This window comes from Aquamicrobium sp. LC103 (assembly GCF_001014615.2).
In the GTDB taxonomy this organism is placed as follows: Bacteria; Pseudomonadota; Alphaproteobacteria; order Rhizobiales; family Rhizobiaceae; genus LBCQ02.
The window spans coordinates 204954-230299 of record NZ_LBCQ02000001.1; the positions used below are offsets into that span (position 1 = coordinate 204954).

At 65.1% G+C, this 25346-nt stretch carries 33 protein-coding genes, 1 tRNA gene and 1 pseudogene; 11 read left to right on the forward strand and 24 right to left on the reverse strand.

Annotated features, from left to right (window positions below; translation table 11 throughout):
* The first annotated feature begins 34 nt into the window (after positions 1 to 34).
* The 4 genes from XW59_RS00990 to XW59_RS01005 are packed head-to-tail and all read left to right on the forward strand — an operon-like array spanning position 35 to position 2470.
* Positions 35 to 292, forward strand: coding sequence for a hypothetical protein (locus XW59_RS00990; RefSeq protein ID WP_047147043.1), 258 nt, complete (start codon positions 35 to 37; stop codon positions 290 to 292).
* A 2-nt stretch (positions 293 to 294) separates the two neighbouring features.
* Entirely contained in the window at positions 295 to 714 is a 420-nt protein-coding gene (locus tag XW59_RS00995) for a type II toxin-antitoxin system VapC family toxin (protein WP_047147042.1), read from the forward strand.
* Between the two features lie 8 nt (positions 715 to 722).
* A complete protein-coding gene (coaBC, locus tag XW59_RS01000; protein WP_137326955.1) occupies positions 723 to 1949 on the forward strand; it encodes a bifunctional phosphopantothenoylcysteine decarboxylase/phosphopantothenate--cysteine ligase CoaBC in 1227 nt (408 codons plus the stop codon).
* Positions 1946 to 2470: a GNAT family N-acetyltransferase gene (locus XW59_RS01005; RefSeq protein ID WP_047147040.1), complete on the forward strand. Its 525-nt coding sequence runs from the start codon at positions 1946 to 1948 to the stop codon at positions 2468 to 2470. Before coaBC ends, XW59_RS01005 begins: the two co-directional genes overlap by 4 nt.
* On the opposite strand, the gene XW59_RS01010 is transcribed toward XW59_RS01005, so the two are convergent.
* The 12 genes from XW59_RS01010 to XW59_RS01065 form a co-directional block, all read right to left on the reverse strand.
* Positions 2471 to 2863 carry a VOC family protein gene (locus XW59_RS01010; protein ID WP_047147039.1) on the reverse strand — a complete coding sequence of 131 codons (393 nt, stop codon included), beginning with the start codon at positions 2861 to 2863 and terminating at the stop codon, positions 2471 to 2473.
* Positions 2860 to 3333, reverse strand: coding sequence for an SRPBCC family protein (locus tag XW59_RS01015; RefSeq protein WP_047147038.1), 474 nt, complete (start codon positions 3331 to 3333; stop codon positions 2860 to 2862). Before XW59_RS01015 ends, XW59_RS01010 begins: the two co-directional genes overlap by 4 nt.
* 11 nt (positions 3334 to 3344) lie before the next feature.
* Positions 3345 to 3710 carry a glyoxalase/bleomycin resistance/dioxygenase family protein gene (locus tag XW59_RS01020; protein ID WP_047147037.1) on the reverse strand — a complete coding sequence of 122 codons (366 nt, stop codon included), beginning with the start codon at positions 3708 to 3710 and terminating at the stop codon, positions 3345 to 3347.
* Entirely contained in the window at positions 3707 to 4717 is a 1011-nt protein-coding gene (locus XW59_RS01025; RefSeq protein ID WP_137326956.1) for an SRPBCC domain-containing protein, read from the reverse strand. The genes XW59_RS01020 and XW59_RS01025 overlap by 4 nt, the downstream gene beginning before the upstream one ends.
* A gap of 12 nt (positions 4718 to 4729) precedes the next feature.
* Positions 4730 to 5170 (reverse strand): SRPBCC domain-containing protein, encoded by a 441-nt coding sequence (locus tag XW59_RS01030; protein ID WP_047147036.1) that lies wholly within the window; start codon positions 5168 to 5170, stop codon positions 4730 to 4732.
* Positions 5167 to 5529: a metalloregulator ArsR/SmtB family transcription factor gene (locus XW59_RS01035; protein ID WP_047147035.1), complete on the reverse strand. Its 363-nt coding sequence runs from the start codon at positions 5527 to 5529 to the stop codon at positions 5167 to 5169. Before XW59_RS01035 ends, XW59_RS01030 begins: the two co-directional genes overlap by 4 nt.
* 44 nt (positions 5530 to 5573) lie before the next feature.
* Positions 5574 to 6902 (reverse strand): thymidine phosphorylase, encoded by a 1329-nt coding sequence (gene deoA, locus XW59_RS01040; protein WP_047147034.1) that lies wholly within the window; start codon positions 6900 to 6902, stop codon positions 5574 to 5576.
* 67 nt (positions 6903 to 6969) lie between these two features.
* The gene (locus XW59_RS01045) at positions 6970 to 7773 is read right to left on the reverse strand and encodes a purine-nucleoside phosphorylase (RefSeq protein WP_047147033.1); all 804 of its coding nucleotides are present in this window, start codon (positions 7771 to 7773) and stop codon (positions 6970 to 6972) included.
* On the reverse strand, positions 7770 to 8168 hold the full coding sequence (gene cdd / locus XW59_RS01050) for a cytidine deaminase (protein WP_047147032.1): 399 nt from the start codon (positions 8166 to 8168) through the stop codon (positions 7770 to 7772). The genes XW59_RS01045 and cdd overlap by 4 nt, the downstream gene beginning before the upstream one ends.
* A 156-nt stretch (positions 8169 to 8324) precedes the next feature.
* On the reverse strand, positions 8325 to 9296 hold the full coding sequence (locus tag XW59_RS01055; RefSeq protein WP_047147031.1) for an ABC transporter permease: 972 nt from the start codon (positions 9294 to 9296) through the stop codon (positions 8325 to 8327).
* Between the two features lies 1 nt (position 9297).
* A complete protein-coding gene (locus XW59_RS01060; RefSeq protein ID WP_047147030.1) occupies positions 9298 to 10437 on the reverse strand; it encodes an ABC transporter permease in 1140 nt (379 codons plus the stop codon).
* A complete protein-coding gene (locus XW59_RS01065; protein WP_047147212.1) occupies positions 10434 to 11966 on the reverse strand; it encodes an ABC transporter ATP-binding protein in 1533 nt (510 codons plus the stop codon). Before XW59_RS01065 ends, XW59_RS01060 begins: the two co-directional genes overlap by 4 nt.
* Positions 11967 to 12108: 142 nt before the next feature.
* Between XW59_RS01065 and XW59_RS01070 the strand changes: the two genes are divergently transcribed.
* From XW59_RS01070 to XW59_RS01080, 3 genes are read left to right on the forward strand one after another with little or no spacing between them, the layout of a single operon-like run.
* Positions 12109 to 13284 carry an iron-containing alcohol dehydrogenase gene (locus XW59_RS01070; RefSeq protein ID WP_047147029.1) on the forward strand — a complete coding sequence of 392 codons (1176 nt, stop codon included), beginning with the start codon at positions 12109 to 12111 and terminating at the stop codon, positions 13282 to 13284.
* Positions 13281 to 13715 (forward strand): thioesterase family protein, encoded by a 435-nt coding sequence (locus XW59_RS01075; RefSeq protein ID WP_047147028.1) that lies wholly within the window; start codon positions 13281 to 13283, stop codon positions 13713 to 13715. Before XW59_RS01070 ends, XW59_RS01075 begins: the two co-directional genes overlap by 4 nt.
* On the forward strand, positions 13712 to 13918 hold the full coding sequence (locus XW59_RS01080) for a SlyX family protein (protein WP_047147027.1): 207 nt from the start codon (positions 13712 to 13714) through the stop codon (positions 13916 to 13918). The genes XW59_RS01075 and XW59_RS01080 overlap by 4 nt, the downstream gene beginning before the upstream one ends.
* Positions 13919 to 14043: 125 nt before the next feature.
* Here the strand turns inward: XW59_RS01080 and XW59_RS01085 are convergent, their stop codons facing one another.
* From XW59_RS01085 to XW59_RS01095, 3 genes are all read right to left on the reverse strand, one after another.
* Positions 14044 to 15039: a BMP family ABC transporter substrate-binding protein gene (locus XW59_RS01085; RefSeq protein WP_047147026.1), complete on the reverse strand. Its 996-nt coding sequence runs from the start codon at positions 15037 to 15039 to the stop codon at positions 14044 to 14046.
* 203 nt (positions 15040 to 15242) lie between these two features.
* Entirely contained in the window at positions 15243 to 15908 is a 666-nt protein-coding gene (msrA, locus tag XW59_RS01090) for a peptide-methionine (S)-S-oxide reductase MsrA (RefSeq protein WP_047147025.1), read from the reverse strand.
* 31 nt (positions 15909 to 15939) lie between these two features.
* Entirely contained in the window at positions 15940 to 16263 is a 324-nt protein-coding gene (locus XW59_RS01095) for a hypothetical protein (RefSeq protein WP_047147024.1), read from the reverse strand.
* A 232-nt stretch (positions 16264 to 16495) separates the two neighbouring features.
* Here XW59_RS01095 and XW59_RS01100 point away from each other — a divergent pair.
* Positions 16496 to 16585, forward strand: a tRNA-Ser gene (locus XW59_RS01100).
* Positions 16586 to 16902: 317 nt separating this feature from the next.
* On the opposite strand, the gene XW59_RS01105 is transcribed toward XW59_RS01100, so the two are convergent.
* Positions 16903 to 17826 (reverse strand): AraC family transcriptional regulator, encoded by a 924-nt coding sequence (locus XW59_RS01105; protein WP_047147023.1) that lies wholly within the window; start codon positions 17824 to 17826, stop codon positions 16903 to 16905.
* A 97-nt stretch (positions 17827 to 17923) separates the two neighbouring features.
* Between XW59_RS01105 and XW59_RS01110 the strand changes: the two genes are divergently transcribed.
* Positions 17924 to 18670 carry an SDR family oxidoreductase gene (locus XW59_RS01110; protein WP_047147022.1) on the forward strand — a complete coding sequence of 249 codons (747 nt, stop codon included), beginning with the start codon at positions 17924 to 17926 and terminating at the stop codon, positions 18668 to 18670.
* 169 nt (positions 18671 to 18839) lie between these two features.
* Here the strand turns inward: XW59_RS01110 and XW59_RS01115 are convergent, their stop codons facing one another.
* From XW59_RS01115 to XW59_RS01125, 3 genes are all read right to left on the reverse strand, one after another.
* Entirely contained in the window at positions 18840 to 19112 is a 273-nt protein-coding gene (locus tag XW59_RS01115; RefSeq protein ID WP_047147021.1) for an Atu4866 domain-containing protein, read from the reverse strand.
* A gap of 123 nt (positions 19113 to 19235) precedes the next feature.
* On the reverse strand, positions 19236 to 19763 hold the full coding sequence (locus tag XW59_RS01120) for a nuclear transport factor 2 family protein (RefSeq protein WP_047147020.1): 528 nt from the start codon (positions 19761 to 19763) through the stop codon (positions 19236 to 19238).
* Between the two features lie 104 nt (positions 19764 to 19867).
* Positions 19868 to 20590, reverse strand: a complete 723-nt coding sequence (locus tag XW59_RS01125; protein WP_047147019.1) for an SDR family oxidoreductase — start codon at positions 20588 to 20590, stop codon at positions 19868 to 19870.
* A 98-nt stretch (positions 20591 to 20688) separates the two neighbouring features.
* On the opposite strand from XW59_RS01125, the gene XW59_RS01130 reads away from it, so the two are divergent.
* Positions 20689 to 21582, forward strand: coding sequence for a LysR family transcriptional regulator (locus XW59_RS01130; protein WP_047147018.1), 894 nt, complete (start codon positions 20689 to 20691; stop codon positions 21580 to 21582).
* A 116-nt stretch (positions 21583 to 21698) separates the two neighbouring features.
* On the opposite strand, the gene XW59_RS01135 is transcribed toward XW59_RS01130, so the two are convergent.
* Positions 21699 to 22427 (reverse strand): SDR family NAD(P)-dependent oxidoreductase, encoded by a 729-nt coding sequence (locus XW59_RS01135; RefSeq protein ID WP_047147017.1) that lies wholly within the window; start codon positions 22425 to 22427, stop codon positions 21699 to 21701.
* A 72-nt stretch (positions 22428 to 22499) separates the two neighbouring features.
* On the opposite strand from XW59_RS01135, the gene XW59_RS01140 reads away from it, so the two are divergent.
* Positions 22500 to 23129 carry a TetR/AcrR family transcriptional regulator gene (locus tag XW59_RS01140; RefSeq protein ID WP_047147016.1) on the forward strand — a complete coding sequence of 210 codons (630 nt, stop codon included), beginning with the start codon at positions 22500 to 22502 and terminating at the stop codon, positions 23127 to 23129.
* Between the two features lie 105 nt (positions 23130 to 23234).
* On the opposite strand, the gene XW59_RS01145 is transcribed toward XW59_RS01140, so the two are convergent.
* From XW59_RS01145 to XW59_RS01155, 4 genes and pseudogenes are all read right to left on the reverse strand, one after another.
* A complete protein-coding gene (locus XW59_RS01145; protein WP_047147015.1) occupies positions 23235 to 24128 on the reverse strand; it encodes an arginase family protein in 894 nt (297 codons plus the stop codon).
* A gap of 18 nt (positions 24129 to 24146) precedes the next feature.
* Positions 24147 to 24281 (reverse strand): annotated as a pseudogene (locus tag XW59_RS29575) (VOC family protein); the annotation flags it as partial.
* 158 nt (positions 24282 to 24439) lie between these two features.
* Complete coding sequence (locus tag XW59_RS01150; RefSeq protein WP_052958263.1) at positions 24440 to 24907, reverse strand: SRPBCC domain-containing protein; 468 nt, start codon at positions 24905 to 24907, stop codon at positions 24440 to 24442.
* Positions 24904 to 25266, reverse strand: coding sequence for a metalloregulator ArsR/SmtB family transcription factor (locus XW59_RS01155; protein ID WP_047147014.1), 363 nt, complete (start codon positions 25264 to 25266; stop codon positions 24904 to 24906). Before XW59_RS01155 ends, XW59_RS01150 begins: the two co-directional genes overlap by 4 nt.
* Between the last annotated feature and the right edge of the window lie 80 nt (positions 25267 to 25346).

Genomic DNA, 25346 nt, shown 5'->3' on the forward strand with positions numbered 1-25346 from the left:
CCTACATTGCAGTCATTGCAGGAGGCTGTCACGAATGGCTACGCTGACGATCCGTAACCTGGAAGATGAGACCAAGCAGAGCCTGCGCCTGCGCGCCGCGAGGCATGGCCTTTCCCTTGAGGAGGAGATCAGGACCATTCTGCGCCAGGCGATCGCCACGGAAGAAGGGCCGAAGCGGCGGCACACCAATCTCTATGATGCGATACGGGAGCTGGTCGAGCCGCATGGCGGGTTCGATCTCGATATTCCCGAGCGCGCGCTTCCAACGCGCGACCCTCCGGCTTTCGATTGATCATGATCCTGCTGGACACGAATGTGATCTCTGAAACGTTCAGACCACACCCGGAGCCGAAGGTAGCGAAGTGGCTGTCGTCCGTGCCGATCGAAGATCTGTTCGTTTCGTCCATCACGACGGCTGAATTGCTTTACGGCATGGCCATACTCCCGGATGGTAGGAGAAAGCTGGAACTGGCGAATGTCATCGAGCGCTTTCTGACGGAAAAGATCGTCAACCCGATCCAGAGTTTCGACGCGCATGACGCCTCGGCCTATGCCAGGATTTCCGCGCATCGGCACCGCATCGGCCGCGTGGTACGCGAACTCGATGCCCAGATCGCCGCGATCGCGCAGACGCGCTCGCTGACCATCGCGACGCGCAATGTCTCGGATTTCGAGGATTGCGGCGTAGAGATCATCAATCCGTGGGAAGCTTAGACAAGGGCATGACACTCTCCGGCAAACGCATCCTTCTCATCATCGGCGGCGGCATCGCGGCCTACAAATGCCTCGATCTGATCCGCCGCCTGCGCGAGCGCGGCGCCGCGGTACGCTGCGCGATGACCAGCGCTGCGCAGGAATTCGTCACGCCGCTTGCGGTCGGCGCCCTGTCGGCCGACCACGTCTTCACCGAGCTTTTCGACCGGCAGGACGAGCACGACGTCGGCCATATCCGGCTGTCGCGGGAGGCCGATCTTCTCGTGGTCGCGCCGGCGACGGCCGATCTCATGGCGAAGATGGCGCATGGCCTTGCCAACGATCTCGCCTCGACGGTGCTGATGGCCACCGACAAGCCGGTGCTCATCGCCCCCGCGATGAACCCGCGCATGTGGCGGCATCCCGCCACGCGCCGCAACCGCGCCATCCTGGAGAAAGACGGCATCCGCTTCGTCGGCCCGGCAAAGGGCGAAATGGCCGAAAGCAACGAGGCGGGCGAAGGCCGCATGGCCGAGCCGCTGGAGATCGTGGCGGCGATCGAAGCGCTGCTCGACGGCGCGCCCAAGCCGCTCGCCGGCCGCCGCATCATCGTTACCTCGGGGCCGACGCACGAGCCGATCGACCCGGTCCGCTATATCGCCAACCGTTCCTCGGGCAAGCAGGGCCATGCGCTCGCCGCCGCGCTCGCGCGGCTCGGAGCGGATGTGCGGCTTGTTTCGGGCCCTGTCGCCATTGCCGATCCAACCGGCGCGACGACGACCCATGTCGAGACTGCGGAGCAGATGCTCGAGGCGGTGGAGGCCAATCTTCCCGCCGATGCCGCGGTCTTCGTCGCCGCCGTGGCCGACTGGCGCACCGACACGAAGACCGGCCAGAAGATCAAGAAGGAAGCCGGCAAAGGACCGCCTGCGCTGCAGATGGTCGAGAACCCCGATATTCTCTCGACCGTCGGACACCATGCCAAGAGGCCGAAGCTGGTGGTGGGCTTCGCCGCCGAGACGCAGAACGTCGTCGACAATGCCCGCGCGAAGCTCGCCAAAAAGGGTGCCGACCTGATCGTCGCCAACGACGTCTCCCACGACAGCGGCATCGGCGCGGCCGGCGTGATGGGCGGCGACCGCAACCGCGTCCGGATCGTTTCCGCCGAAGGCGTGGAGGAATGGCCCGAGGCAGGCAAGGATGAGGTCGCCGCACGCCTTGCGGCCCTCATCGCAGAGCGCCTCGCCTCCGCATGAGCGACGTTCCCGTCCTGAGCACGCAGCGCCTGGTTCTGCGCGAGCACCGGCCGGAGGACCTCCCCTCCTACGCCGCTCTGTGGGCGGATCCGGACGTTGTCCGCTTCATCGGCGGCAAGCCGCTCGATACCGAGGCGGCGTGGGGCCGCATCCTGCGCTATCGCGGCATGTGGGCCACGCTCGGCTTCGGCTTCTGGGCGATCGAGCATGAAGGGCGGCTGATCGGCGAGGCCGGCGTGCAGGACGTGCGGCGCGCGATCGAGCCTTCGCTTGCGGGCACGCTGGAATGCGGCTGGGCGATCACCCCCGACCTGCACGGCAGGGGATTTGCGCGGGAAGCGGTGGCCGCCCTGCTCGGCTGGGCGGACGCGAACCACCCCACCCGCGCTCAGAGCGCGATCATAGCGCCCGCCAACGCGGCGTCGATCCGCGTCGCGACGAATTTCGGATTCCGCGAGACGGCACGCGGCACCTATCACGACGCGGAGCTGATCCAGTTCCGCCGCCGGCCAGGCGGCTGATCAGGGCTGTTCGACCAGCATCAGCAGGTTGCCGCAGCCGTCCTCGATCGTAACGACCGAAGGCATGCCTTCCCTCGCCTCCGACGGCTCGCCGCGCACGACGACGCCGGCTTCGCGGAGACGCTTCACCTCGGCCTTGATGTCGTCGACGCCGAAGGAGGTGATGGGAATGCCGTTGTCGTAGAGGGTCGACTGCCAGGTCTTGGCGAAATCGTAACCGCAGGGTTCGAGCAGAAGCTCGACGCCGGAACCGTCGACGTTCTCCACGGTGAGCCAGCGTGCGCCGCCGGCCGGGATATCGTGCTTCTTCCGGAAGCCGAGCTTGTCGACATAGAACGCTTCCGCCTTGGCCTGGTCGTCCACGATCACGCTGGTAATGTGAATCCTGATCATGCCTCGCCTCCAACGCCGTCGGGAAAACGGTCCCGCACGAGGGTGAGCCCGATGCCGTGCTCGAGATACGCCTTGAGCCCGGCAAGCACGAGCGTGAAGCCTTCGGTCGACCCGATCGCGTGCTCTACCGCGCCCTCGCCTTCAAAGCCCCAGTTCGCGGCGCTGAGGAAGGTAGTTCCGTCGGGCCGCGCGGTGAACTTCCATTCGACCGTCGTCGGCTTTTCCCCATCCGACCACCATTCGAAAAGAACACGCCGGTTTCGTTCGAATTCCCTGACGGCGACATTCGAGGAGACGCCGTAGAATTCCCAGTCCCACCGCACCTCCTTGCCGGCTTCGAGCGGGCCGCTGCCCCTGCTGAACCAGAATTTGGAGGTGATCTCGGGATCGGTCATCGCCCCGAACACCTTCTCGACCGGCGCGCGGATGAGCATCTCGGCTACGGCCACGGGCGGTTTGCGTGTTTCCATCGGCTTTCTCCTCACCACGCGGTCTGTTTTTCGTCGACGAGATGGATGATCGAGCTCGGGCTCGATATCCAGAAGCCCCGGAAGCTCGGCCCGAGCGGCTCGATCTCGTCGCAGCGCACCACGCCCGCCCCTTCCAGATGCGCGGCTGCGGCGTCCTTGTCCCGCGTGACCACCTCGAGCCATATCTCGGCCTGGCTCGCCGCCGGCGCCTTGTCGATCCAGAGCTGGTTCGATCCGAACACGAAGCCGACCGCCGGCTCGTGGCCGCAAAGCTGCTCGAGTCCGAGGGTATCGCGATAGAACGCGACGGTGGCCTCGTACTGGTGCGGCGGCACCTTCATCGCGATGTTGCGGCCACCTTCATAGCGAACGCTCATGTCTTCCTCCTCAGTTCGGGGTGGCGATCGAACATCTCGTCGATCAGGTCGAGCCACATCGACCAGCCCTGTTTCGTCGCCTCGATCCCTTCCTCGCCGGGCGCCTGGCCGTTCCAGCCATTGTCGAGCACGAGCCGGGTTCGGCCATCCGGAAGGTCGTGCAGCGAAATTGCGATGAATTCCTGCGTGTAGGGACTGGCCTCGCCGCTATCGACGGCGAAGGTCTGCTTGACGAAGCGCTCCGGCTCCAGCGCCAGATAGCGTCCGCCATGGACATAGACTTCGCCGGCGTCTCCGTCGCTCTCGACACGGTAGCGCCCGCCGACGCGGACATCGGCCTCCACCCTGCCGAACCACCGGCCCATGATCCGGGGATCCGTCCAGGCAGCGTAGAGCGAGCCCGGTGAGGCATCGAAAACCCGCTCCACCCGCACCGTATGCTCGGGCGTCGTTCCGTTTTCCGTCGTCAAGGCGAACTGCCCGCGATAGGTCTCCTCGACCCGCGCATGGGTCGACCAGAAGCCGCGCGGTTCGACCCCGTTGAGCCGGTCGACGAGGATGCCGAGATGCGCGTCCCAGCCGCTGGCGACGCTGACCATGGTCTCCTCGTCGGCGAGCCGGCGATGGGTGAGCACCATCAGCACGTCCTTGCCCTCCGGAAAGAGCTCGAAGGTGACCTCGCTCGCTCCGTCGTCGCCCGGCCAGGTGTAGGCGAGCAGGCGTGGCGGATCCCATTGCGTCACCTCGCCGAACAGGGCGGGACTGTCCTCGAACTTCCTGTAACGTTCGGGCGTCGCCTCCGCCGACAGTTCGCGGTGCCGGAAGAGGTGCTCCACACGGCCGCCGACCCGGGGCTCCATCGGACCGAAGGCCAGCCATTTGCGGCGCATTCCGGAATCGGTCAGATAATCCCAGATCCGCTCGACAGGCCCTGGCAGCAGCCGCTCGATCCGTACCGTGCGCGGCTCGGTTATGATGCCTCGTCCGTCTCCTGTCCTGTCCAGCATGGCAATATCCTCTCAGGCTTCGAGCCTCTCGGCCAGCGTGCCGAGCATCTTCGTCCAGCCTTCCTTCGTGCCCTCGCCCCATTCCTCGTAGATCCCGGGCGACATCTCGTTGGTGAGCGTCAGCTCGCAGCCCTTGTCGAGCCGCCTGATCTCGATCGTCACCCGGTCATATTCGGGGCTGTACATCGGCACGGCGAAGGAGAAGACGAGGCGATCGGGCCGGTCTATCTCCAGATACTCGCCGACATGCTCGACATCGACATCGTCGCGCCTGTCGACGAAGGCGAACCGCCCGCCGACGCGCGCATCGACCTCGGCACGCACGAGCGCGCCTTCTCCGGTGGTGAACAGCCATTTGCGCGCCGTTTCCGGATCGAGCCATGCGTCGAAGACCCGTTCCGCGGAAACGTCGAACCTGCGGGTCACGATCACGGCCCGCTTTTTCGTGGTCATTGGCCTTCTCCTTTCGGATTCCTGGTTTCGGTGTCTTCCGCCCGCAGGAGCGCTTCGAGCATGTCGAGCCGGCCGGTCCAGAACCGCTCGTAATGGCGCAGCCATGCCTCGGCTTCGGCGAGCGCGGCCGCGTCCAGGCGGCAGCGATGCGTCCTGCCGGCGACCTCGCGCCGGACCAGTCCCGCTGCCTCCAGCACCTTCACATGCTTCGAAGCCCCGGCGAAGGACATCGAAAAGGGCGCTGCCAACTCACCTATGCTGCATTCGCCTTCCGACAAGGTGCGCAGCATCGCACGCCGGGTCGGATCGGAAAGCGCGTGAAAGACGGCATCGAGAATGGCGGGCTCTTGTTCAACCATAAGGTTGAATATAGCCGCCACCGAGTAAAAGTCAACCGAACGGTTTAATGATCGCCGGAACCGGGGGCGATCCGGCGTAGCACGGTGACCGAAGCGCGCGGCTTGCGTTCGTCGACGACGTAGGCCGCAAGCACTTGCGCAGCCGCAGCCCGCGCGTCGTTCTCGCTGCCGGCATGTATCACGGCGAGATCGTCGCCGACGGAGACCTCCGCGCCGACCGGCAGCAGCGAAACGATGCCGACGGAACGGTCGATGCGGTCCTCCGGCCGCCGGCGCCCGCCGCCGAGCTCGACCACGGCAAGGCCTATCCCGCGCGTCCGGATCGCGGTGACGAAGCCCGGCTTCGCCGTCTTAACGGCAAGCTCGAACCTGGCTTTCGGGAGATAGGCGTCGGCTTTCTCCACGAAATCCGCCGGTCCGCCGAGTGCCGCCACCATGTGCCCGAACACCTCAATCGCGCGGCCGCTTTCCAGCGCCTCGCGGGCCATGGCTGCGCATTCGCGGTGCGAAGCGGCACGGCCCGCCGACATCAGCATCTCCCCGCAAAGTGCCAGCGTCACCTCCGCGACCCTGCGTTCGCGCAGGCGGCCGGTGAGGAAATCGACGGCGTGGCGGACCTCAACGGCATTGCCGGCGGCGCTTGCCAGCGGCTGGCTCATGTCGGTGACCAGCGCCGTCGTCGGCAGGCCGGCGCCGTTCGCCACCTCGACCAGGCTCGACGCCAGCGCCCTGGCGCCCTTCATCGTCTCCATGAAGGCGCCGTTGCCGGCCTTCACGTCGAGCACGAGCGACTGGAGGCCGGCGGCGAGCTTCTTGGAAAGGATCGAGGCGGTGATGAGGGGAACGGATTCGACCGTGCCGGTGACGTCGCGGATCGCGTAGAAGCGCTTGTCGGCGGGAGCGAGGTCGGCCGTCTGGCCGATGATCGCGCAGCCCGCCTCGCGCACCACCTTGCGGAACAGCGCCTTGTCCGGCTGGCTGACATAGCCGGGGATCGAATCCATCTTGTCCAGCGTGCCGCCGGTGTGGCCGAGGCCGCGTCCGGAGATCATCGGGACATAGACGCCGCAGGCGGCCACGATCGGCGCCAGCATCAGCGAGACATTGTCGCCGACACCACCGGTCGAATGCTTGTCCGAGACCGGCCCCGGAAGGTTCGACCAGTCGAGCACGGTCCCGGAATCGCGCATGGCGAGCGTCAGCGCCACAGCCTCCTCGCGGCCCATCCCGTTGAGGAAGATCGCCATGGCGAGCGCCGCCACCTGACCCTCGGAGAACGAACCCGAGGAAAGCCCCTCGACGAAAGCCGAGATCTCCGAGCGCGACAGTGCCCGGCGGTCGCGTTTTTTGCGGACGATCTCCTGCGGGAGCATGTCAGCCGGCCAATCCCGGACAGAGGGGGGCGCGAAGGAATGCCGTCATATCCGACCGCTTTTCGTCCTACCCATCCAGCCCATCCGCGAGCATCCGCTTGAGGATCGTGGCGAGCCGCTTGCCGCCCAGCGGCGCCATTTCCTTGGTCTCGTCATGCGACAGCTCGGCCCCCGTCATGCCGGCCGCGAGATTGGTGATCACCGAGCAGGCGGCGACGCGCAGGCCGAGGAAGCGGGCGAGGATGACTTCCGGCACCGTCGACATGCCGACCGCATGCGCGCCCATCAGGCGCGCCATGCGGATCTCGGCCGGCGTTTCGAAGGACGGGCCGGAAAACCACATATAGACGCCCTTGTGCAGCACCGTCGCGGTCGCCTCGGCGGCGCGCTCGAAGGCGGCGCGCATGCCCGCGTCATAGGCCTCCGTCAGGCCCACGAAACGGCGGTCGCTCGGCTCGCCGAACAACGGGTTGGTGCCGGAGAAATTGATGTGGTCGGTGATCAGCATCACCGAGCCGGGCAGCATGTCGGGTTCGAGCGAGCCGGCGGCATTGGTGAGGATCAGCTTCTCGATCCCGATCCCCGCGAGCGCCTCCAGCGCCGGGCGCATCGCCGCCGCATCGCCGTGCTCGTAATAATGCGCGCGGCCGGCAAGCATCAGCACCGGCACGCCGGCAAGGTCGCCGGCGACGATCTGGCCGGCATGGCCCGTCACCCCGCTCTTCGGAAAGCCGGGAAGCTCGCCATAGGGGATGCGGATCGCGTTTCCAATCTCGTCGACCAGGTCGCCCAGGCCGGAACCGAGCACCAGCGCGGTCTTCGGCATGCGGCCCTTGAGCCGTTCGGTGAGCGCGTCGACGGAAGCCTTCATCTGAGCGTGCCCCCTTCGAAACCGAGCGGCAGCATCTCGCCCATCGTGCGGGTCTCGACGATGCCGGTCTCGTCGCAGAGATAGAGCTTGGCTTCCGGTCCGGCGAACTCGGCGAGCCGCTGCCGGCAGCCGCCGCAGGGCGTGATCCTCGCCATCTTCTCGGCCGTCACGGCGATCTCCGTGATCTTCCCCCCGCCTCCCATGACGTAGTGGCCGAGCGCGGTCGTCTCCGCGCACCAGCCCTCGGGATAGGAGGCGACCTCGATGTTGCAGCCGGCGAAAACGCGCCCGTCCTCGGTGCGGATCGCCGCGCCGACGGGGAACTTCGAATAAGGCGCGTAGGCTTTCGCCATGGCCGCGCGCGCGGCCAGGAAAAGGTCATTTGCAGGGTGCATTGATGCCCCCTCCGCCATGCTTCGCATGGCCCCCCTCCCCCGCAAACGGGGGAGGAGCCAGGTTGCGGAAGGCCGCTACGCCGGTTCCTCCCCTGCGAAGCGGGAGAGGGGGACCACCGAAAGCGGTGGAGGGGGCGTACGCTGCGAAATTCATCATCACCGTTCCTTCACATAGGGCACGCCGCCGGCGCGCGGCGGGATCGCCCTGCCGATGAAACCGGCGAGCAGCACCACGGTGAGCACATAGGGCAGCGCCTGGAAGAACTGCGCCGGCACGCGGCCGACCAGAGGCAGCGGCGTTCCCTGCATGCGGATCGAGAGCGCGTCGAGGAAGCCGAAGAGCAGGCAGGCGAACATCGCCGGCACCGGCCGCCATTTGGCGAAGATCAGCGCGGCGAGCGCGATGAAGCCCTTGCCGGCGGTCATGTCCTTGACGAAGCCGGCATTCTGCGCGAGCGCCAGATAGGTGCCGGCAAAACCGCAGAGTATGCCCGTGCAGATGACCGCGCGATAGCGCAGCCAGGCGACCGAGACGCCGGCCGTGTCGACGGCGGCGGGATTTTCGCCGACCGCGCGCAGCCTGAGCCCGAAGCGGGTGCGGAACAGCACCCACCATGTGAAGGCGACCATGGCGAAGGCGAAATAGACCAGCGCCGAATGGCCCGAGACGAGCTCGTAATAGAGGTAGCCGACGATCGGCACGTCCCGCAGGGCCTCGGCACCCGGCAGGGTGATCGCGGTGAAGCGCGCATCCGCGCCGAGCGACGGCGTGCGTCCGCCCTGGCTGAACCAGGCCTGGCCGAGGATGATGGTGGAGCCGGCGGCGATGAAGTTGATCGCCACGCCGGAGACAATCTGGTTGCCGCGATGGGTGATGGAGGCGAAGCCGTGGACGAGCGCCAGGAATGTCGAGACGAGCAGTGCGGCGGAAAGGCCGATCCAGGCGCTGCCCGAAACGGCCGCGGCCGCGGCGCCGGCGAAGGCGCCGGCGAGCATCTTGCCTTCGAGCCCGATGTCGAAGATGCCCGCGCGCTCCGAATAGAGCCCGGCAAGGCAGGCAAGCAGCAGCGGTATCGACAGGCGGATGGTGGAATCCAGGATGACGACGAGGGTGTTGAAATAGTCCATCTCAGACGCCTTCCCTCTTGGGCGAGCCGAGCCCGGTCGTGCCCGGGCTGATGCTGGCGAACAGGGCCTGGATGGAGGGACGGAACATGTGCTCCAGCGCGCCGGCGAAGAGGATCACCAGGCCCTGGATGATGACGATCATGTCGCGGCTGATCGAGGGCATCTCGAAGGCGAGTTCCGCGCCTCCTTGATAGAGCATGCCGAAGAGGATCGCCGCCGGCACGATGCCGGCCGGGTGCGAGCGCCCCATCAGGGCCACGGCGATGCCGACGAAGCCCGCACCGGTGACGAAGTCGAGCTGCAGGCGGTTCTGGTCGCCCATCACCGGGTTGAGCGCCATCATGCCGGCGAGCGCGCCCGAGATCATCATGGTGATGATGATGATCCGCGCCTCGCCGATGCCGGCATAGCGCGCCGCGCGCGGGGAAAAGCCCTGCGTGCGGATCTCGTAGCCGAGCCTGGTGCGCCAGATCAGCAGCCAGACGAGGAAGGCGCAGACGAGCGCCAGCAGGAAGGAAAGGTTGAAGGGCGAGGACCGCACCGAGAAGCCGACCGCTTCCAGCAGGAAGTTGAGCTTCGGCAATTGCCCGCCCTCGAGGAAAGTGCGCGTCTGCGGCGACATCGAGCCGACGGGCTTGAGGACGTCTACCAGCAGATAGACCATCAGGCTCGCGGCGATGAAGTTGAACATGATGGTGGTGATGACGATGTGCGAGCCGCGCCTGGCCTGGAGATAAGCGGGAACGAGCGCCCACAACGCGCCGATGGCGGCGGCGCCCAGGATCGCGAGCGGGAAATTGACCCACCAGGGCAGGATGCCGTCGAAGGCGAGGCAGACGAGCGCCACGCCGAGCCCGCCGACATAGGCCTGGCCTTCGCCGCCGATGTTGAACAATCCGCCGTGGAAGGCGACGGCGACCGCGAGCCCGGTGAAGATGAAGCTGGTGGCGTAGAACAGGGTGTAGGCGATGTTCTGGCCGCGCCCGAACGCGCCGTCGACCAGGATGACGGCGGCGCGGAACGGGTTCTCTCCGACGAGCAGCACGACGAGGCCCGCGACCGCGAAGGCGACGATCAGGTTGATCAGCGGAATCAGGCCGTAATCGGCCCAGGCGGGAAGCTTCGCGTAGGGTGCGCTCATTCCGCGGCCTCCTGCCGTTCGACGCCGGCCATCAGCAGGCCGAGCTCGCCCTCGCTGGCATCGCCGTCGCGCTCGCCGACGATGCGACCGTCGAACATGACGAGGATGCGGTCGGACAGCGAGCGTATCTCGTCGAGCTCGACCGAGACGAGCAGCACCGCCTTGCCGGCGTCGCGCATGGCGATCAGCCGCTTGTGGATGAACTCGATCGCGCCGACGTCGACGCCGCGCGTCGGCTGGCCGACGATGAGGACGCCGGGATCCTTCTCCAACTCGCGCGCAAGCACGATCTTCTGCTGATTGCCGCCGGAGAAATTCGCCGTCTTCAGCCGCTCGTTGGCGGGGCGGATGTCGTATTTCTCGATCTTGTCGCGCGCGTCGGCACGGATCGCCTCGATGTTCAGGAACGGGCCTTTCAGATATTGCGCGTGATCGTGATAGCCGAGGATCGAGTTTTCGTATTCCTCGAAGGCGAGCACCAGGCCGACATAGTGACGGTCCTCCGGCACATGTGCGAGGCCGCGGTCGCGCAATTCGCCGGGATCGGCGGTTCCGGTGACGTCGATCGGCTTGCCGTCGAGGAGAACGGTGCCCGAGACGGCCTTGCGGATGCCGGCGATGGTCTCGATCAGCTCCGACTGGCCGTTTCCGGCCACGCCGGCTATGCCGACGATCTCGCCGGCGCGCACGTCGAGCGAAACATCGTCGACCATGGTGACGCCGCGCGAATCCCTCACCGTCAGGTTCTTCACCGAAAGCTTGAAATCCCCGGGCCTGTTCTCGCCCTTCTCCACGCGCAGCAGCACCCGGCGCCCGACCATCAGCTCGGCAAGCTCCTCGACATTGGTTTCCGACGTCTTGCGCGTCGCGACCATCTGGCCCTGCCGCATGACCGAGACATTGTCGGTGATCGCCATGATCTCGTGCAGCTTGTGCGTGATCAGGATGACGGTCTTCCCCTCCTCCTTGAGCTGCCTGAGGATGCGGAACAGGTGATCGGCCTCGGGCGGCGTCAGCACGCCGGTCGGCTCGTCGAGGATCAGGATCTCGGCGCCGCGGTAGAGCGCCTTCAGGATTTCCACGCGCTGCTGCAGGCCGACCGGCAGTTCCTCGATCACCGCGTCGGGATCGACCTCGAGGCCGTATTCCCTCTCCAGCCTGGTCAGCTCCGACCGCGCCCTGGCGATGGAGGATTTCAGCAGCGCGCCGCCCTCGACGCCGAGGATGACGTTTTCGAGCACGGTGAAATTCTGCACCAGCATGAAATGCTGATGCACCATGCCGATGCCGAGCGCGATGGCGTCGTTGGGCGTGTTGATGGCGGCCGGTTTGCCGTTGACGCGGATTTCGCCCCTGTCGGCCTGGTAGAAACCATAGAGGATCGACATCAGGGTCGATTTTCCCGCGCCGTTCTCGCCGACGATGCCATGGATCGTGCCGCGCGGCACCTCCAGATGGATGTCGCGATTGGCATGCACCGCGCCGAAGCTCTTGTTGATGCCCACAAGTTCGATCGCAGCTTCCGCCATGCGCCGGATCAACCCCTCTTGTTTTTATCGTTCGGTCAAATTGTCTAGCATGGCCGCTTTCGCCTTGCCAATCCGTGCGGCCGGTGCCCGACCCGCAAGCCCACTCTCGACAAAAGGGACGGCGCTTGTCAATTTCACCGCCATGACAAACCACGCTTTCGCCGCCTTCACCTTCAACACCACCCCGTCGCTGGTCTTCGAGCCGGGCGCTTCCGCGAGGCTCGGCGAAATCGCCGGGAGAAAACTCGGCCACTCCGTGCTCGTCGTCACCGATCCGGGCCTGAGAAGGCTCGGCCTGTGCGACGCGGCGATCGGCTCGCTCAAGGCCGCCGGCATCGCCGTTGCGGTCTTCGACGAGGTCGAGGCCGATCCTTCGCGCGCGACGCTGATGAAGGCGGTCGAGGCGGGGAGGAGCGCCGGCATCTCGGGCGTCGTCGGCTTCGGCGGCGGCTCGTCGCTCGACGTGGCCAAGCTCGCGGCGCTGCTCCTGGGTTCCGGCGAGGATCTCGACGGGGCCTGGGGTGTCGCCCTGGCCAGGGGGCCGCGCCTGCCGCTGGTGCTGGTGCCGACGACCGCCGGCACCGGCTCGGAGGTGACGCCGGTCTCGATCATCACGGTGGGAGAAGAGGAAAAGCGCGGCGTCTCCTCGCCGATCATCCTGCCCGACATCGCCGTGCTCGACGCGAAGCTGACGCTCGGCCTGCCGCCGGCCATCACGGCCGCGACCGGCGTCGATGCCATGGTGCACGCGATCGAGGCCTACGCCTCGAAGAACGCCAACAACAATCCGCTGTCGCGGATGCTGGCGCGGCAGGCGCTGCAATTGCTGGGCGCCAATATCGAGAAGGCCGTCTTCGACGGCGGCGATGTCGAGGCACGGGGCGCGATGCTGCTCGGCTCGATGCTCGCCGGGCAGGCCTTCGCCAATTCGCCGGTGGCCGCCGTTCACGCGCTCGCCTACCCGATCGGCGGCACCTTCCACGTGCCGCACGGGCTTTCCAACGCGCTGGTGCTGCCGCACGTGCTGCGCTTCAACGCGCCGGACGCCGCGCATCTCTACGCCGAGATCGCCGCCGACGCCTTCCCGCATCTTGCCGGCGAGGAAGGTGCCCAGGGGCGCTGCGCGGCCTTCATCGAGACGCTTGCCGCGCTTTCGGCGAAGCTCGGCCTGAAGCCGCGACTGCGCGATGTCGGCATCGGCGAGGAGCACCTGCCGAAAATGGCAGCCGACGCGATGAAGCAGCAACGGCTCCTCGTCAACAATCCGCGCGACGTGGGCGAGGCCGATGCGCTGGCGATCTACAGGGCAGCGTGGTGAGCGATCGCCCATCCCCTTCCCGGCGCTCCGCCTACAAGGCGTTCCGCACCATCACTACGCGATGGATGGACAACGACGTCTACGGCCACATGAACAATGTGGTCCACTATTCGCTGTTCGACACGGCCGTGAACGGCTGGCTGATCGAGAACGGCGCGCTCGACATCCATGCCGGCGGCCAGATCGGCCTGGTGGTGGAGACCGGCTGCCGCTATTTCGCCGAAATGGCGTTCCCCGATGTCGTCACCGCCGGGTTGCGCGTGGCGAGGCTCGGCACGTCCTCGGTGCGCTACGAGGTTGGGCTTTTCCGCAACGACGAGAACGAGGCCGCGGCCGAGGGTTTCTTCGTCCACGTCTATGTCGACCGGCAAACGCGCCGGCCGAAGCCGCTCGAAGCATCGCTGAGAGCCGTATTGGAAAGCATCGCATGAGCACCGAAGAGCGCCTGACCAAGCTGGAAATGCTTGCCGCCGAGCAGGAAAAGACGATCGAGGAGCTTTCAGCCGAACTCGCCGAGCAGTGGAAGCTGGTCGAGCGTCTTCAGAAGAAGCTCGACGCGCTGACCGAACGCTTCCTCACGCTGGAAGAACAGTCGACGCCCGACATACCGGTGACCAAGCCTCCCCACTGGTGAAAGGCTGGTTCGACAAGCTCCGGTTCGACAAGCTCACCATGAGGGCACCGGAAACGCGGCGGCCGTTTCGCGACGCATCGGGGAGGAGAACCTCCGCCCCGATGCGCGGGTTCCGCACGCGCGGATCAGTACGGGCAGGAATTGTCCGTCATGAAATCGTGCACCTTGATGGCGCCGGAGATGATGTCCGCCTTGGCCTTGTCGACCGCGGCCTTCATCTCCTCGGTGACCAGCGAGGCGTTGTGCTCGTCCATGGCGTAGTCGACGCCGCCCTCGGCGAGGCCGAGATCCTTGACGCCGTATTCGAACTCGCCGTTCTTGGCGTCCATGAACGCCTCGTAGACGGCGACATCGACGCGCTTCAGCATCGAGGTCAGCACATGGCCGGGATGGAGGCCGTTCTGGTTGGAATCGACGCCGATGCCGAGCTTGCCCGCGTCGGCTGCCGCCTGGAGCACGCCCACGCCGGTGCCGCCTGCCGCGTGATAGATCACGTCGGCGCCCTGGTCGATCTGCGACTTGGTGATCTCGCCGCCGCGCGTCGGATCGTTCCAGGCCGCCGGCGTGTCGCCGGTGTAGTTGCGGATGACCTTGGCGTCCGACTTGGTCTCCATGACGCCGGAAACGTAACCGCACTCGAACTTGCCGATCAGCGGCACCTGCATGCCGCCGACGAAGCCGACGGTGCCGGTCTTGGAGGCCAGCGCCGCCATCACGCCGACGAGATAGGAGCCTTCCTGCTCCTTGAAGACGACCGAGCGGACATTCGGCTTGTCGACGACCATGTCGATGATCGCGAAGCTGGTGTCGGGGTACTCGCCGGAAATCTTCTCGAGCGCCGCCGACCAGTTGAAGCCGGCCATGACGATCGGGTTGCGCCCGTCCTCGGCGAAGCGGCGCAGCGCCTGCTCGCGCTGGGCGTCGTTCGAGATTTCGAACTCGACATATTCGGTGCCGGTTTCGGTCTTGAACTTCTCCGCGCCCTCGAACGAGGCCTCGTTGAACGATTTGTCGAACTTGCCGCCGAGATCGAAGAGAAGGCCCGGCTTGATTTCTTCCTGCGCGAAGGCCGAGGCCGTCATCGCCGTTGCGGCCAAGAGGCCGAGAACAAAACGCTTCATGTGATCCACACCCTGTCGGTTTTCTTTTTTACGACTCGGCGCCGCCCGGGAAACCGGGGCTTCGAGACGGCGCGCGGCGGGAGGTTCAAGGCCCCCACCCTGTCGGCAATGTTGCATGGGAAAAGGCAAAATTCACGCGGAATTTTGACCTTTTGGCAAAAATCACGGCGTCCGCAAGACGCGTTTCGGAAGACCTGCCCTTGTCATGCTCCCACGGCCGCGGGCACCGCGCATTCGACGCCCGTGCCCTTCAATCCGCAATAGCCGTAAGGGTTCTTGGCGAGATATTGCTGGTGGTCCTCCTCGGCGAAATAGAAGGTCGGCGCGGGAATGATCTCGGTCGTGATCTTCCCTCGGCCCGCCTGCTTGAGCGCGGCTTCGTAGGCTTCCTTCGAGGCGAGCGCCTCGGCCTCCTGCGCCTCGCTGGTCGTGTAGATCGCGGAGCGATAGGTGGTGCCGACGTCGTTGCCCTGGCGCATGCCCTGGGTCGGGTCGTGGCTTTCCCAGAAGATCTTCAGGAGATCGGCATGGGAGACCTCGGCCGGGTCGTAGGCGACCAGCACGATCTCGGCATGGCCGGTCAGCCCGGTGCAGGTTTCCTGATAGGTCGGATTGGGCGTGTGTCCGCCGGCATAGCCCACCGCCGTCACCCACACGCCCGGCGTCTGCCAGAACAGGCGCTCGGCGCCCCAGAAACAACCCATGCCGAAATAGGCGATCTCGAACCCTTCCGGGTAGGGGCCCTTGAGCGGCCGTTTCGAGACATGATGCTTCGTCGCCGTCGCAATGGCGCCGTCGCGGCCCGGCAGCGCCTCCGCGGCGGTCGGCAGCTTGAGCTTCCTGTTCAGCATGTCGCTCAGAAAGAACATGGCATCACTCCTTGATTCGACGCCCCGCGGTTCAATTCTCCAGCGCGAACCGCACCTTTCCACGGGGCCGGCGCCCGATGGCGTAGAGGATCAGCGCGAGGCCCAGGAAAACGGCGAAGCCGGGCAGCGTCAGCATCGGCATCACCACATGGTCCCAAAGAAAGCCGGGCAGATTGGCGGCAAAAAACGCTTCAAGCCGTTCGAGCGAGGCGGGCGCGGTCTCCATCCAGCTTTCGCCGAGCGGCGTCATCACCCAGGCGTCGGCGGCGATGGAGCGCGTCGCGTCGATCACCATCATGATCACGGCGATGGCGAGCGCGATGGTCGCGAGAAGACGAAACAGGGTCCTTATCATCGCTCCAACCTGTCACAAGGGGGCCGGTTCGGGAACCGGGCCGCCCCCTTCAGATAAGTCGGCGCCGTCCGCTTGGCAATCGCCTCGCGCCCGCCGCACCGGAAATCGAAACGGCGCGCAGGCATGAATTGCTAAAAGCCGTGCAAAGAAGATCGAAAGACGGCTTGGCATTCGCCGCCGGATCGACTAGATGAGCCCCGTGCGCGGCTGGCGATGCCTCCCGCGCCGGCGTGGTGAGGTGGCCGAGTGGTTGAAGGCGCACGCCTGGAACGCGTGTATACGGGAAACCGTATCGAGGGTTCGAATCCCTCTCTCACCGCCATTTGCCGCCGATTGCCTTCTATGGTGCGATACTGCCGCCGATTACCGTATTCGCGGCACACGGTGTCGAGAACCGTCGATTCCACGCTACAGCCCGATATGTCTTGAGGATCAGCGACGGCTGCTATCGACCCCGTTTCGGACATCAGACGCTGCATTGCGTAATCCCGGAAGCTGCCATCGCCAGGAACGGGCTGACGGCATAATTGGCCCTGCTCAAATCATACCATCGCCCTTGGCTTGCCTTCTCTGTCGCCCAAGCATTGGGGATGCGCTACCGCTCGCGAAAAAGTCGCCATGGGCACCAAGAAGACGTCTTCAAGGGGCGGGTGCTTTCGAGACCATCGGGATCTGGTACCCATACTGGCTCGGTGCGACACCGACAAAGCGGGAAAAGGCCACGCTGAAGGCGCTTGCCGAGCCGTAGCCAATGCGCCTAGCAATCTCTTTCATTCCGCCTTCCTTGCGGCGCAGCATGTCCTTGGCCAGCGCCATCCGCCACGACAGCAGATATTCCATGGGCGCCATGCCCGTCTGCTTTTGAAACCTGTCGAAGAACACCGACCGTGACAGCATGGCAGTGGATGCCAGTTCCTCGACCGTCCAGGCCTTGGCGGGCTTCTCGTGCATCTGCCGAATTACCGGGCCGAGGTTCTTGTCGGCTAGGCCCCGCAACAGGCCGGGCGTTTCCAATCCGGCGGCATCCGAGCGCAACGCCTCGATCAGCAGCAGCTGCAACTGCCTTTCGAGCACGATCTCTTTTGCGGGCCTGTCCCCTTGGGCTTCCTCACGGATCATTTGCACAAGTGTGGTCAGGCGCGCCTGACCACACACATGCAGCAGGCACGGCAGGAGTGCGAAAACCAGAGTTGTGTCTGGGGAGCCGAAAGCCAGCCGCCCGATCAGCACGCGCATATTGGGCATGCCGATTGGATCGCCATGTCGCGTTTCGTCGCCGAGCCGCGTGACACGAAGCGGGTCGTCATCTTCGTCGAGGTTCTCGGAGTTGCTCGACATGGTGAAGCGGTAGGCGGCCGGAATGAGCACGAAATCGTTCTCTTCCAGCTCAATGCTTGGCTGTCCGTTGATGGCGAGCCTTGCCGATCCTTCCAGGATGACCGCGAAGAACGGGCTTCCGTCGCCCGCTCCATCCACGCGCCAATTGCCGGATCCGCTCGCCGCCTTGGAGAAGGAAAGGCTCGGCTGAAGCATGCTGACTATTTCGGCAAGGGGGTCGATCAACCGGACGTTCTCTAATGAAATTAGGATGCGCCATGATAGCACGTCCCGGGTTCTCGGTCCACATAAGGGGCGTTCAAACATCTTGAAAGGACTTGCCATGAAAACGGTACTCATTACCGGCTGCTCTTCCGGCTTTGGCCTCGATACCGCGAAATATTTCCTCGATCGTGGCTGGAAGGTCGTCGCGACCATGCGCTCACCACGCAGCGACCTGCTACCCCAATCGGACAAGCTGGTCGTGCTGCCGCTCGACGTCACTGATGACGAGAGCGTTCGCGATGCCGTCGAGGCGGCGGGGCCGATCGACGTGCTGGTCAACAATGCTGGGATCGGCTGGCTCAATGCCCTTGAAGGCACTCCAATCGATGTTGCCCGGTCCGTCTTCGAGACCAATACGCTTGGCACCATGCGCATGATCGGCGCCGTCCTGCCCCAGTTTCGGGAGAGAAAGGCTGGCCTTATCATCAACGTGACCTCGAGCGTCACGATGAAACCGCTGCCGCTCCTTTCGGTCTATACCGCCAGCAAGGCAGCCGTGAACGCCTTCACGGAATCCCTGGCGCTGGAACTCGCTCCCTTTGGAATCGCGGTCAGGATCGTGCTGCCTGGCGCCGCACCGGACACAAGCTTCGGCAGCACCGCGCTTTCACGACTGCAGGAAAACGGGGGCTTCCCCGCCGCCTATGCCGAGTTCGCCAATGGTGTGATCGCGGCCATGCGGACGTCGGGCGCCCCCAAGACCCTTTCCTCGGACGTCGCGGAAGTCGTCTGGCGCGCGGCAACCGATCCATCTGCCCCGATGCGCATCCCAGCAGGCGCCGACGCGGTTGCGCTGGACCATTAGGTCAGGACCCAGCCTTCCAGACTGACGTCCGATGCAGGGCCGAGTGGATCTGCATCGGGCGAGATCACCATCTCCCACGGGCTCCGTCCGCAAGAACATGACAATGAGCTGACGGTCTTCTTCCCACCCCGTTGCGGACCTTCGATCGAAGACTCAATTTAGCCTGCCATCATCGGCGGTAGAGGATCATGCCGGCGTGATGGAGTACGTCGTCGATGAAGTCGCCATCGGCTGTGAAGCCGGTGTCGTCCCAATATTCGATGTGCGTGCCGGTCACTTCGTAGCGGCCTTCGTAGGCGCGCTCGCGTGTCCCGCGCGCTTCCACATAGCGACCGTTGGGAAGGAGCTCGTGGCGGATGTATCCGTCCTCGGTCACCCAGAGACCGACATAGGGATGGTTGGCCTGCATTTCCGTTTCCCCGGCCGTTGCGGGTTGGGCCATAAACGTTGCGGCAACCAGGGCTGCAAATATGCGCTGCACGGTCGAATTCCTCGTTCAATGCCTCGGTGTCGTCAGTGAGGGAACGGCCGCCCGATGCGGCCGTCCCCGGTGAGGTCCGATGTCCTACTGCCGGCGCGGTTCGTTGTTGTCGACGACTTCCTGGTAGGCGACGAGATCGAGAAAGGCCTCGGCCTCGACGACCGATCCGTCCTCCATCCGGAAGATCCACACGAACTGGTTGCGGTAGGGCGCGCCCGACGTCGTGGTGGCCGCGGCGTCGAAGCGGACGATGACCCTGTCCTCGACGGCCCAGACATGGTGAACCTCCGGCGTCAGCGGAGACGCCAGGCGGCTGACGAGCGGGACCGATCCGCGCTGCACGAAGTCCTCGACGCCGTCGTAGGTATCGGCGACCGGGCCGGAACCGTGGATCGTCCAACGGACGTCCGGGGAGAGCAGGTCGAAGACATTGCCGCTTCCGGCTGCCCATTGCTCGAACGCCTCGCGCACGACGGCTTCGTTGCGGATTTCGGCTTCCGGCGCGGCGATGGTGCTGGCCTGCGCCGGTGCAACAGCAACGACGAATGCCAGGGCAGTCAGCAGATTGCGGGCGGCGGCTGGCCTGTTTCCGGTCCTCGAGGCAAAAATCATGAGTTCACTCCATTCTTGAAGGTTGCGGGTATGACCGGGACACGATCGTGCCCCTCCAGCCAGAGCAGCCGCCACAGGGCCACTTGGCATCTGGGTAGCCGGCATCAATTTGCCGATGCGGTCGGCCGGATGGTGATCTCGGTCGTATCGACGCCCGCCGGTGCCTCGATCACATGCCGCACCGCACGTGCTATGTCGGCAGGCTGAAGCGCGACGGCGCGATAGGCGTCCATGACGGCCATGGTTTCTTCATGGGTGATGGTCGAGGCGAGTTCGCTTTCGACGACACCTGGATTGACGCAGGTGACGCGGATGTTCGTGCTTTCCTGCCGCAGCCCGTCCGAGATCGCCCGGACCGCGAATTTCGTGGCGCAATAGACCGCCGCCGTCGGCACGACCTGCAGCGCGCCGATTGAACCGATGTTGATGATCTGGCCGCTGCCCTGCGCTTCCATGATCGGCAGCACCGCGCCGATGCCCCAGAGCACGCCCTTGATGTTGACGTCCACCATGCGCTCCCACTCGTCCTGCTTGCCGGCGGCAAGCGGCGAGAGCGGCATCACGCCGGCATTGTTGACGAGGACGTCGATGCGTCCCCATTTCTCCATTGCCGCCTGGGCGAAGGCGGTCATGGACGAGCGGTCGGTAACGTCCAGCGATCGTGCCTCCACGATGCCGCCCGCGTCACGGATGTCTGCCGCGACGGCCTCGATGCGGTCCAGGCGGCGAGCGCCCAGCAACACCTTCGCCCCGGCACCCGCAAGCTCTCGGGCTATGCCTTCGCCGATGCCGCTGGAGGCGCCGGTGACAAGGATGATCTTCTCCATTTACGTACTCCCTGCATGCGTTCGGAGAGAAGATGGACGCTCGCGACCGGTGATGGTATCCGTCGCCTGCTGGACTGAATGGTTAGCGTTGCTGGACAATGAAGATCGATCTCAACCTCCTGCCGCTCTTTCTTGCCGTCGCGGAAGAGCACAATTTCCGGGCCGCCGCCGATCGGCTGGGCGTGACGCGCTCGGCCGTCAGCCAGGGGATGCGACGGCTCGAGGACGTCTTCGGTACGGCGCTCGTGATGCGAACGACGCGTTCCGTGCGCCTGACGGAAGCTGGGGAGCGCCTGCACGACGCCCTGTCCCAGCCGTTCTCGGATATCGAAACCGCGCTTGAAAGCGTGTCGGCGGAAAATGCGCCGCGCGGGCTCCTCAGGATCGCCGCCACCTCAATCGCCGAGCAGTTCCTTTCGGGACCGCTCATCGCCTCCTTTGCAGAGGCCAATCCAGGCGTGACGATCGACGTCACGGTCACCGACGAGGAGTTCGACATCGTCGCGGCCGGCTACGACGCGGGCGTCAGGCTGGGCGAGGTGATCGAGCAGGACATGATCGCCATCCCCATAACCGGCGATCAGCGGGAGATGGTCGTCGCAAGCCCGACCTATCTTGCCGCCCGCGGAGTGCCGGCGCATCCGCGCGAACTCGTCCATCACCGCTGTATCGGCTGGCGTCCCGCGCCCAATGTCGCGCCCTATCGCTGGGAATTCGAGGAGAACGGCATTCCCTTCGATGTGGCGGTCGAGCCCCAGGTCACCACCAACGACCTGCGCCTGATGCTGCGCACCGCGCTTGCCGGAGGCGGCATCACCTTCGCGCCGGAGGAGACGTTCCGGCCGTTCGTGGAATCAGGCGAACTGGTGCCTCTGCTTGGCGACTTCCTGCCGCCGTTCCCGGGGTTTTTCCTGTACTTCCCGCAGCGCCGCAACATGGCCCTCAAACTGCGGGCGCTGATCGAGCACATAAGACGCTCGAACTCCCGTTGAACGGCACATGGGGTTCAGCCGGGTTTCGATCGCATCTCCGTCTTTGAAACACGGAAGCACGCAGCAAGGCGAATCCTGTGGGCAGATGCCGCTCCTGCCCGCATCGATGGCAGGAGCTACCAGGGGGCGTTACCTGCTGGCTCCACAAAGCGGCCCGACACCGCATCGTCACCAAGCAAAGCATATTCGACCGGAAGCCGTGCACCTTCTTCCGGCGTCATGAAGCCGTTATGGGCGGTAAGGTCGGTCCTGACGTAACCAGGCGCCACCGAATTGACGGCGATCGAAGTTCCCCTCAGCTCCGCTGCCAACTGCACCGTCAGCATGTTGAGGGCCGCCTTGGAGGCATTGTAGCCGATCAGCCGGGCTTCATAGTAGGGCGAGGTCGGGTCGCCATTGATCGCCAGCGAGCCCAAGGTGGTGGCTAGGTTGACGATGCGGCCCGCCCGCGACCTGCGCAGCAGCGGCAGCATCGCCTGCGTCACCGCCAGGGTGCCGATGAAGTTGGTTTCCATGAGCCGGCGCGCCGCCGCTATCGGCGCAGCGGACGGCGGGCCGTCGGCGGCATCGACGATGCCGGCATTGTTCACCAGAATGTCGAGCCGGCCATACCTGGCGGCGATATTCTCGGCGGCAGCAGCGATAGTCGTCTCGTCATTCAGGTCGATCCCGATGGCTTCCACATCCAGCCCGGCACCTGCCAACGCGCTCGCTGCGTCCCGGCCGCGCCGCATGTCGCGGGCACCCATCAGCACGGCGACACCGGACTGCGCCAACCGGCGGGCGATCTCGAGCCCGATGCCCTTGTTGGCACCGGTAACCAGAGCGATTTTCGTATGGGTCATTGAATTCCTTCAAAATGTTGGCCGAAAGCCCGGCTCAATATATGAAGGATCATTCGATTTTAGGATTCGCATATGGACGCGACACCACCCCGGCACCTCAATACCCGCAAAAAGCCGCGTCAGGCGCGCTCAGTGACCACGGTCGAGGCGATTTTCGAAGCGACCATTCAGGTTTTGCTCAGCGAAGGAATCCACCGGCTGACGACGACGCGGGTCGCCGAACGAGCGGGGGTGTCGGTTGGCACCATGTACCAGTATTTTCCGCACAAGCAGGCGCTGCTCTATGCGCTCAACGAGCGTTATCTGGACCTTCTGGCGGAACGCGTGGAGCAGGCCTGTCGTGCGCATCATGGCGCCGTGAAAGAATCGATGGTCGAGGCACTCGTCACCACCTATTGGCAAGCCAAGACCGAGCGAAGCGATGTCACCCGCGCGCTCTACAATTCCGTGGTCGAACTCGACAATCAGGCGCTGATCGACGCTTTCGCCAAACGCATGGACGCGGCGACCAGCGCCATGCTGAAAAGCGCGCCCGACGCCGACTATGCCAACATCGACCTGGTCAATGTGACGCTCCTGTCCGTGATTTTCGGCACGGTGCGAAACGTGTTTGAACGCAACCTGCCAGGATCCGAGCAGGAGGCCATACGCCGCGAACTCGTGACCATGTGCCTCGGCTATCTCAAAACGTCGGGAGGATAAAAGCCGCTGCTTTCGGCCCGCCATTTGCATCATCACCGAGCAGCATTGCAAACCGCCGAGTCCACGCCGCAGCCCGAGCCCAAAGCAGAAATTGCTCGCCCGTGTTCATGGTGCTGCTGTTCCGAGCGCGGCGGCCAGTAGATCGGTCAGGCCGCGCCCGGCGCTGCCGTCCTTGTCAAGGCGCGGATTGTAGATGGTGATCTCGATGCCGGCTGCCTTGCCGCTCGCCAAGGCAATCCGGAGCGCGGCCCCCAGCTCGTCCCACGACAACCCGCCCGGCACGCGGAAATCGACGGCCGGCATGATGGCGTCGTCGAGGCAGTCGGCGTCGAGGTGGATGAAGAAGCCGTCCAGTTCCGCTCGCGTCAGGTGATCAACCGCTTCGCGCGCGGCAGCCTCGATGCCCATCGCGCGCACGGCGGGTAGGTCAAGCGCCTTGAGCTCTTCGGGAAGCGGCCGGCTTCCATACTCCTCCTGATCCTCGTGATCGCGATATGCGAACGCGACAGCGTCTTCGGGACGGACCAGAGGGCCGCGACCTTCGATGTCGGTCAGGAGCGACGGACCGTGGCCGGTGACGAAGGCCAGGTCCATCGAGGCGCCCTCGCCATTGGGTTCCGCCTCGGGCTGGAAGAAATCGGCGTTGCCGTCGATAAAGAACAGGCCGTAGCGGCCGCGCCGTCGAAACGCGAGCATCGAGCCCAGCAGGATCGTGCAATCGCCGCCCAGCACCACCGGAAACTCGCCGGCATCAAGCACCGCTTCCACCGCGTCGGCGAGCTTGGGCGACCACGCCGCAATCGCCCCGGCGTTCAGGATGCCGGTCCCGGGATCGGGCGTCGGATCCTTCGCAGGCACCGCCAGCCGCGCGGCGTGGCGTGCGTGGATGCGCTCCGCAAGACCGAGACCCAGGAGCTTGTCGGGCAAGCGCTCCACACCGTCGGTCGCCAGGCCAAGCGTGGAAGGGGCTTCGACAATCGCATAGGGATGGGTCGGCATGCGCGCCTCCGTTGGGGATTATTTTGCGAAGTAGGTCATGGCCTCGATTTTGTGACCGTCCGGATCGTGCACGAACGCCCCATAATAATTGGCATCGTATTTGGGCCGCAGCCCCGGCGCGCCATCCTCGCTGCCACCATGTTTCAATGCTGCCGCGCGTTCGACATCATTGATCCCAACCGAGACATGGTGGATTACGGCTACCTCCCGTTCCGACCTTGTTTCCTAACGGCAGCTTCCGGTCATTGTTCCCTGGATACCCGGGCGTATTCCCACCGGCAGGCCTTGCCGGCCTTGTGACGAGACGCCCGTCATTCCGTGATCGTCAGTGCCTCGAGCCTGCCATAGACCTCGTCCAGGCCATGGGTGAAGCCCATCTCGATCGCCGCGGCCCGCGCCTCGGCATCGGCGTAGCGCATCACCATGGTCATACGGGACCCGGTTCCACGCGCGACCAGATCGGTCGTGATCGTTGGACCCGAGGAGGTGTCGCCGTTGAAATGCTCGACATGAACCATGCGATGCGGGGCATCGACCGCCAGGATCGGCCCCGAGAAAAAGAACTCGGGCCATTCATAGTGAAACGATCCGCCCGGACGCAGGTCCACCTCGCAGCGCGTCATCGTATCGCGCGAGGCCATCCACTGGCGGATCAGATCGGGCTCGGTCAGCGCACGCCAGACGCGGGCGGGCGGATGGGTGAAATCGCGCCGGACGACAATGTCGGTTTCGCCCTCCAGTACGAGCTGCAGCTTGGCTGGATCCGGGGTCATGCTCATGGCGTGCTCCTTTCAGGGTTCCCGGAAGCGATTTGGCCGGCCTCGTCCGGCAGGCCGTCGAGAACCGCGTCCAGCTTTTGGAACTGCGTCTCCCAAAGAGCGCGGTATTGGCCAAGCCAGTCCCAGAGCGCCTCGACGGCGTCCGGTTTCAGGCGGCGGGGGCGGGCGGTGCCTTCGACGCGGGTTTCGATCAGCCCCGCCTCCTCCAGCACCTTCAGGTGGCGGCTGATCGCGGGCTGGCTGATGGAAAACGGGCGGGCGAGGTCCTGCACCGTCGCCTCGCCCTCCGCCAGCCGCGCGATGATGGCGCGGCGGGTGGGGTCGGCAAGGGCGGCGAAGGAATGGTCGAGTGTCGTCATGCGAAATCCAATATATAACACACAGATTATATAGCAGATAAATGATTTAGCAAGTCCAAGGCTGCATCCGGACGGTGGGA

Excerpts from the sequence above, each read along its gene's own strand:
- XW59_RS01085 (WP_047147026.1), bottom strand. The coding sequence starts at position 15,039 with ATGAAGCGTTTTGTTCTCGGCCTCTTGGCCGCAACGGCGATGACGGCC.
- msrA (WP_047147025.1), bottom strand. The coding sequence starts at position 15,908 with ATGTTCTTTCTGAGCGACATGCTGAACAGGAAGCTCAAGCTGCCGACC.
- XW59_RS01095 (WP_047147024.1), bottom strand. The coding sequence starts at position 16,263 with ATGATAAGGACCCTGTTTCGTCTTCTCGCGACCATCGCGCTCGCCATC.
- XW59_RS01125 (WP_047147019.1), bottom strand. The coding sequence starts at position 20,590 with ATGGAGAAGATCATCCTTGTCACCGGCGCCTCCAGCGGCATCGGCGAA.
- XW59_RS01025 (WP_137326956.1), bottom strand. The coding sequence starts at position 4,717 with ATGCTGGACAGGACAGGAGACGGACGAGGCATCATAACCGAGCCGCGC.
- XW59_RS01135 (WP_047147017.1), bottom strand. The coding sequence starts at position 22,427 with ATGACCCATACGAAAATCGCTCTGGTTACCGGTGCCAACAAGGGCATC.
- XW59_RS00990 (WP_047147043.1), top strand. The coding sequence starts at position 35 with ATGGCTACGCTGACGATCCGTAACCTGGAAGATGAGACCAAGCAGAGC.
- XW59_RS01150 (WP_052958263.1), bottom strand. The coding sequence starts at position 24,907 with ATGAGCATGACCCCGGATCCAGCCAAGCTGCAGCTCGTACTGGAGGGC.
- XW59_RS01110 (WP_047147022.1), top strand. The coding sequence starts at position 17,924 with ATGAAAACGGTACTCATTACCGGCTGCTCTTCCGGCTTTGGCCTCGAT.
- XW59_RS01060 (WP_047147030.1), bottom strand. The coding sequence starts at position 10,437 with ATGAGCGCACCCTACGCGAAGCTTCCCGCCTGGGCCGATTACGGCCTG.
- XW59_RS01070 (WP_047147029.1), top strand. The coding sequence starts at position 12,109 with ATGACAAACCACGCTTTCGCCGCCTTCACCTTCAACACCACCCCGTCG.
- XW59_RS01140 (WP_047147016.1), top strand. The coding sequence starts at position 22,500 with ATGGACGCGACACCACCCCGGCACCTCAATACCCGCAAAAAGCCGCGT.
- XW59_RS01045 (WP_047147033.1), bottom strand. The coding sequence starts at position 7,773 with ATGAAGGCTTCCGTCGACGCGCTCACCGAACGGCTCAAGGGCCGCATG.
- XW59_RS01035 (WP_047147035.1), bottom strand. The coding sequence starts at position 5,529 with ATGGTTGAACAAGAGCCCGCCATTCTCGATGCCGTCTTTCACGCGCTT.
- XW59_RS01020 (WP_047147037.1), bottom strand. The coding sequence starts at position 3,710 with ATGAGCGTTCGCTATGAAGGTGGCCGCAACATCGCGATGAAGGTGCCG.
- XW59_RS01080 (WP_047147027.1), top strand. The coding sequence starts at position 13,712 with ATGAGCACCGAAGAGCGCCTGACCAAGCTGGAAATGCTTGCCGCCGAG.
- XW59_RS01065 (WP_047147212.1), bottom strand. The coding sequence starts at position 11,966 with ATGGCGGAAGCTGCGATCGAACTTGTGGGCATCAACAAGAGCTTCGGC.
- XW59_RS01130 (WP_047147018.1), top strand. The coding sequence starts at position 20,689 with ATGAAGATCGATCTCAACCTCCTGCCGCTCTTTCTTGCCGTCGCGGAA.
- XW59_RS00995 (WP_047147042.1), top strand. The coding sequence starts at position 295 with ATGATCCTGCTGGACACGAATGTGATCTCTGAAACGTTCAGACCACAC.
- cdd (WP_047147032.1), bottom strand. The coding sequence starts at position 8,168 with ATGCACCCTGCAAATGACCTTTTCCTGGCCGCGCGCGCGGCCATGGCG.
- XW59_RS01030 (WP_047147036.1), bottom strand. The coding sequence starts at position 5,170 with ATGACCACGAAAAAGCGGGCCGTGATCGTGACCCGCAGGTTCGACGTT.
- XW59_RS01055 (WP_047147031.1), bottom strand. The coding sequence starts at position 9,296 with ATGGACTATTTCAACACCCTCGTCGTCATCCTGGATTCCACCATCCGC.
- coaBC (WP_137326955.1), top strand. The coding sequence starts at position 723 with ATGACACTCTCCGGCAAACGCATCCTTCTCATCATCGGCGGCGGCATC.
- XW59_RS01010 (WP_047147039.1), bottom strand. The coding sequence starts at position 2,863 with ATGATCAGGATTCACATTACCAGCGTGATCGTGGACGACCAGGCCAAG.
- XW59_RS01005 (WP_047147040.1), top strand. The coding sequence starts at position 1,946 with ATGAGCGACGTTCCCGTCCTGAGCACGCAGCGCCTGGTTCTGCGCGAG.
- XW59_RS01155 (WP_047147014.1), bottom strand. The coding sequence starts at position 25,266 with ATGACGACACTCGACCATTCCTTCGCCGCCCTTGCCGACCCCACCCGC.
- XW59_RS01120 (WP_047147020.1), bottom strand. The coding sequence starts at position 19,763 with ATGATTTTTGCCTCGAGGACCGGAAACAGGCCAGCCGCCGCCCGCAAT.
- deoA (WP_047147034.1), bottom strand. The coding sequence starts at position 6,902 with ATGCTCCCGCAGGAGATCGTCCGCAAAAAACGCGACCGCCGGGCACTG.
- XW59_RS01015 (WP_047147038.1), bottom strand. The coding sequence starts at position 3,333 with ATGGAAACACGCAAACCGCCCGTGGCCGTAGCCGAGATGCTCATCCGC.
- XW59_RS01145 (WP_047147015.1), bottom strand. The coding sequence starts at position 24,128 with ATGCCGACCCATCCCTATGCGATTGTCGAAGCCCCTTCCACGCTTGGC.
- XW59_RS01115 (WP_047147021.1), bottom strand. The coding sequence starts at position 19,112 with ATGGCCCAACCCGCAACGGCCGGGGAAACGGAAATGCAGGCCAACCAT.